This is a genomic window from Rhodococcus sp. A14, from assembly GCF_011603105.1.
Lineage (GTDB): Bacteria > Actinomycetota > Actinomycetes > Mycobacteriales > Mycobacteriaceae > Rhodococcus_F > Rhodococcus_F opacus.
Genome location: NZ_JAAOQS010000209.1, coordinates 1 through 4,782, shown reverse-complemented (window position 1 = coordinate 4,782; position 4,782 = coordinate 1). Strand labels below are relative to the sequence as shown.

The 4,782-nt window shown below is 68.9% G+C and carries 5 protein-coding genes and 2 pseudogenes; 3 read left to right on the top strand and 4 right to left on the bottom strand.

Features of this window, described 5'->3' with window-relative positions:
• From G9373_RS44580 to G9373_RS44570, 3 genes and pseudogenes are all read right to left on the bottom strand, one after another.
• Positions 1–463: pseudogene (locus tag G9373_RS44580) on the bottom strand (phosphoenolpyruvate carboxykinase); the annotation flags it as partial.
• Positions 464–517: 54 nt separating this feature from the next.
• Entirely contained in the window at positions 518–1,399 is an 882-nt protein-coding gene (locus G9373_RS44575; RefSeq protein WP_167121192.1) for a hypothetical protein, read from the bottom strand.
• Between the two features lie 130 nt (positions 1,400–1,529).
• On the bottom strand, positions 1,530–1,895 hold the full coding sequence (locus G9373_RS44570) for a metalloregulator ArsR/SmtB family transcription factor (RefSeq protein ID WP_005263702.1): 366 nt from the start codon (positions 1,893–1,895) through the stop codon (positions 1,530–1,532).
• A gap of 305 nt (positions 1,896–2,200) precedes the next feature.
• Here G9373_RS44570 and G9373_RS44565 point away from each other — a divergent pair, with 305 nt between their 5' ends.
• Positions 2,201–2,866 (top strand): DUF1275 family protein, encoded by a 666-nt coding sequence (locus G9373_RS44565; protein WP_240961141.1) that lies wholly within the window; start codon positions 2,201–2,203, stop codon positions 2,864–2,866.
• Positions 2,867–3,194: 328 nt separating this feature from the next.
• Entirely contained in the window at positions 3,195–3,482 is a 288-nt protein-coding gene (locus tag G9373_RS44560; RefSeq protein ID WP_133988025.1) for a hypothetical protein, read from the top strand.
• Between the two features lie 331 nt (positions 3,483–3,813).
• Here the strand turns inward: G9373_RS44560 and G9373_RS44555 are convergent, their stop codons facing one another.
• Positions 3,814–4,212, bottom strand: coding sequence for a hypothetical protein (locus G9373_RS44555; protein ID WP_166680742.1), 399 nt, complete (start codon positions 4,210–4,212; stop codon positions 3,814–3,816).
• Between the two features lie 308 nt (positions 4,213–4,520).
• On the opposite strand from G9373_RS44555, the pseudogene G9373_RS44550 reads away from it, so the two are divergent.
• Positions 4,521–4,782, top strand: a pseudogene (locus tag G9373_RS44550) (NAD-dependent malic enzyme); the annotation flags it as partial.

Genomic DNA, 4,782 nt, shown 5'->3' with positions numbered 1-4,782 from the left:
GGGTCATGATCTGCATCGATACCGCCACGTACTCCGAGTCGGTGATCTGGACCCCGAACTTCGGCTCGGCCGCATCGAGGGGGCCCATACAGAACGCGATGACGTACATCGTCCGCCCGGCCATCGCCCCGCGGTAGTGCTCGGTCATCACCGTCTTCATGTCGACCGGGTCCATCCAGTTGTTCGTCGGACCGGCGTCGGCCTGGAACCGGGAGCAGATGAAGGTGCGGTCCTCGACCCGGGCGACGTCGTCGGGGTCGGAGGCGCACCAGAAGGAGTTCGGTTTGCGCTCCAGCCGCACGAAGGTGCCCCGCTCGACCAGTTGGGTGGTCAGCCGGTCCCACTCGCCGGCGCTGCCGTCGCACCACACCACCTCATCCGGTGCGGTGAGGTCGGCGATCTCGTCGACCCAGGACACGACGGCGGGATGCGCGGTCGGGGCGGCGGCGGTGGGGGTGCTCACGGGTGTTCTCCTCAAAGAATATTCGACACAATGTGGTGCTTGCGGTGCGGTGGATCACCGATGTGGATCGCGATACGGGACGGGATGGCCGAGGGCCCGGCTCACGTGGCGGGCGACGGCGGACACCAGCAGCCGATCATCGACGGACGGCAGCATCTGGTCGGCGGGGGTGATCAGCGCCAGCGCCCGCACACCTGCGGCCACCACCTCGACAGACAAGGTTCGCACGCCGTGTCCACACAGCGCGGCGAGCAGTCCGGGCAGCACCAGCGCGCCGTAGGCGAAGCCGTCGGCGGGGACCACCACCGTGCGCCCGGGCGCCGCACCGTCGGGGGCGCAGCCGGCGAGATCGACCAGGACGTCGTTGTGTTCCATCAACCGGCGCAGCGGAAACGCCTCGGCATCACGCTCGTGCCAGCTGCTCAGATCCCCGACCCCGGAGGCGATCAACACCGGTGCCAGCAACGGCGCCCACGACGCGCCGGTGACGACGACCCGGCCGGCGCGTGGGGGGACGCTGCGGCGGCGCAGGGTGGTGATCGTCGCGGCCGCCACGGCCGCCGTCAGCACGTCCAGTTCGGTGAGGACCACGGGCCCGCCGCGCTCGGTCACCTCACGCGCCACCGCCGCGGACTCCCGGTGCCCCAACCCGACCACGAACACCGCGGACAACCCCGTCGGGAGCCCCTGGATGCGCTCGGTCAACACGTGCGGGTCCCCCGTGGTCACCGGAAGGCACAGCGCGCGCATCGGAGTCCTCTGCCGGATGAGGGCCGCGTAATCCTCCATCGCGACCCACGGCGGCCGGGTCCGCGCCGACCCGGCCGTGCCCGAGCGGGTGGTGGACACCGCGACGACGGCAACGCTGATTCCCGTCAAGACCGGACCGGCGCCGTCGGGCGAACCGCTGGCACCACCGTCGTGATTGTTCGTCACCGCCCACTTCTCTTTCCGCGTTTTCCGATCGAGAGCGAATCTCCATGCCACCCGCTCACACGATGTACGCACTTAAGAAAATTCGCAACCAACATGTGCGATGGAGGGTTTCCTGCCTCGGTGAGCCCCGTCAGCCCCCGGTTTCACCCACCAAGGCAGGAGGTTCGGAGACGTCCTCGAGTACTTCGGCCTGCCCGGCGACCACCCCGGTCAAGATCCCCCGCGCAACCCGCAGGAGCTCGGCGATGCGGGGGGAGGTCAGCGCGTAGGACACCGACAGGCCCTCGCGGCGGGCGGTGACCAGGCCGGCCCGTCGGAGGATCGACAGCTGCTGGGACAGGTTCGCCGGCTCGATGCCCACCTCGGGCAACATCTCGGACACGGCGTGTTCGCGTTCACTGAGCAGCTCGAGGACCCGGATGCGCGCCGGGTGCCCCAACGTTTTGAAGAAGTCCGCCTTCATCTGATACAGCGGTTGGCGCGAGTTCGCGGTCATGGCTCCTCCTGTCGTCCGGGTCGAGCCAGCGGCGGCGAGGTGTGTGTTGCGCTCGCCGCGGTGCCGGGTCTGCTGCCTCGCCTGCAACCTGCAATCCCGGCAGGTTGCGTTACTTGCGAATCTTAGCAATTTGCTAGAATTCGCGCTGCAGAGCCCCTTCCGGCCCCGCATCCCGAAACCCGGGGCGCCCGTAAAACGGTCGCGGCAGGCGCCTCGCCACCGAGGGGAGAGGACCGGACCGACCGCGCTGGTCAACGATCCCTACCCTGTCCGATGCCGGCAACTGGCCGGTGGTGAGAGAGCCGATGAGCACAGCCGATGCAGAGATGACAGCGCGACCGCGGTCACGGCGACCGGTGGAGACGATCGTCGCGATGCACCTCGGTTTCGTCGACGCCTTCGGGTTCGTCCTCCTCGGCGGGTTCTTCGTCTCCTCGATCGATGCCACCACCACCCGGACCGGCGTCGCCCTCGGCGGCAGTTCGTGGTTCGTCGTGGGCCTGGCCGGGGCGATTCTTGCTGGGTTCGTCGTCGGTGTCGTCCTGGCCGCGGTGGTCGGCCGGATGTGGTCACGCCAGCGGGTGCCGCGGGTTCTGCTGCTCACGGCGGTTCTCCTCGCGGCAGCCGGGGCTCTCCATGCGGTCACCACCACCGCACCCCTGATCGGATTCGCCCTCGCGTTGGCCATGGGCGCCGAAGCAACCCTTCTCGAGACCGGCGGCCTGCTCGCCGCGGCGGCGCGGTCCCTGACCGATCGTCTGTTGGGCCGGGGATCCCGCCGATGGGTTCGATACCTGCGGCTCTGGGGTGCGGTCGCGGTGGGGGCGGCCGCCGGCGCGGTGGCGTACCGGGTGCTCGCATTCAACGCCGTGTGGGTCGCCGTGGGGGCCGCGACTCTCGCCGCCTACGCCGTCAGAAACAGCCCCACCGACCTGACCGACGCCGCCGGCCCGTTTGGGCTGGAAAGCTAGGCGCCCCAATGCCGATCGACCAGAAGGGGTCTGTCGGCCGATCCGGAGCAGACCCGCGAAGTCGTGTACAGGTCCCCACAGACCGCGGTGGCCGCGCAGGCACCGCGCGCCAGCGAGTCCCAGCACGACCCCTCGGGGGCCACCGCGCCCACCAGTGCCGGCGAAACGCCGGGGACGCAGCAATGCCGGTCCCGCCGGAGCGCCGACCGGACCCGCGGATACTTCCGCCGCGGCATGCTTCCGGGCGAGGGGTTAACTCGCGGTAACCAATCACCGTCGAACGGTGGAACGAATGGCAGTCGACGGTGTGATGCGCAACCATGGGCCGATGAAGCCCCAGAAGAAGACCGCGATACGGCCCGCGTGGTCGGTGGGCGCTCGGGTGACGACATACCATTCGCCAGATCCGGCGATCGCCGAGGATCAATGGCCGCAGAAGAACGGGGTGATCGTCGAAGATCACGGCGAGATGATCGACTCGGTGACCCGGTCATACGGGCGCACTTGGGCTCTTCCGCGCCGCTGGGCGGTTCTCCTCGACGAAGGACAGTTGGTCTCCCGTGACGGCGCCGAGCTCGAGGTCGAGGGAACGAGGAGTACGGAACCACCGAAGTAGGGCCGCGCCCATCGCGGCGAGACGGCCCACCTTCGTGCGCAGAGATTCCGGCCGGTTGCCGCCGGCGCCGTGGAGCGTGTGCAAAGACCTCTGAGCAGAACACCGGAGCGCCGACCACCGCACCGCTGACCCCGAAAACCGGACCGTCCGCTCCACGGGGGCTATCGTCAGCGACGGTATCCGCGGTGGGGATCGCGGGCCTGGTGATCCTCGAACGGAACGCACCAGTCCCCGGGTCGAGGTTGACCCCGTGCGTAGCGGCTCGGGGTCGAACAGGGTCAGGACGTCGTAGTCCTCGAACAGGAACTCCAGTGGACTGATCCAGTCGATGTCATCGGGATGGGCCGGGACGTCGCGCAGGAGATCGTCGAAGTCGTCGTCGAGGCGCCGGCCGGCCGCGGTGACGACGACAATGTGCAGCGCCATCTGTTCCCCGGTGCAGGTCGGTTCCGCCGGCGGCGACATCGGCCGCGAGGTCGTCGAATGCCTGCGCCAGGCGTCGCCGCCACGGCTGCCGCACGTCCAGGTGCACGGCGGCGGTTCGCAGCACCGACCCGACGCCCGCACTGTCGATCTCCCGTCCGGCCAACAGGGCGGTATCGACCCGCACCTCGTCGGCGATCTGGGTGGACGTGACCGCGACGGCGCGACGTTGCCGCTCGGTGAGCTCGAGTCCCCGGTCGTCGGCGGGGAATTTGTTATCGGGTGGTCGATTCGGCACCGGATACATGGCCTCGACCCTACAAAACCCAGTGGGTCACGCGCGGGAGCCCGTCGACGTGGGTCATCGTTTCCTCCCGGTCGAACTTGCGGGGTTCGTGGATGCAGGTCGGCGATTGCGTGGTGGTCGCCTGCCGGTGAGCGGGTGCTCCGAGGAACGATCCCCGACGAGCAGGATGGTGTTCGGTGGTCCTCCTTGTCCGGATCGGTGCTGGCCGCGCAGACTGAAGGTGTTGCGGCGGAAGCGCCGGTGCGTGCGTGCCGATCGGACACGCCGCCTGCTGGTACCTGCTGCTCGTCACTCGATCAGGAGTTCCCATGCCCAGTCCTAGCCCCGGTTATTCGATCACCGTCCGCGTCCATGCACCGGTCGGCGCTGGCACCACGTCGACGTTGGCGGCCGCGATCGCATCGGTGAAAGGTGCCATGACGGCGCTCGATGTGGCCGAGAGCCATCCCGACCACATGGTCATCGACCTCACCTGCGACGCCTCGGACGTCGCGCACGCCGACCAGATCTCTACCGCGATCGCCGAGGTTCCGGGGGTGATCGTCGGCAAGGTCAGCGACCGCACCTTCC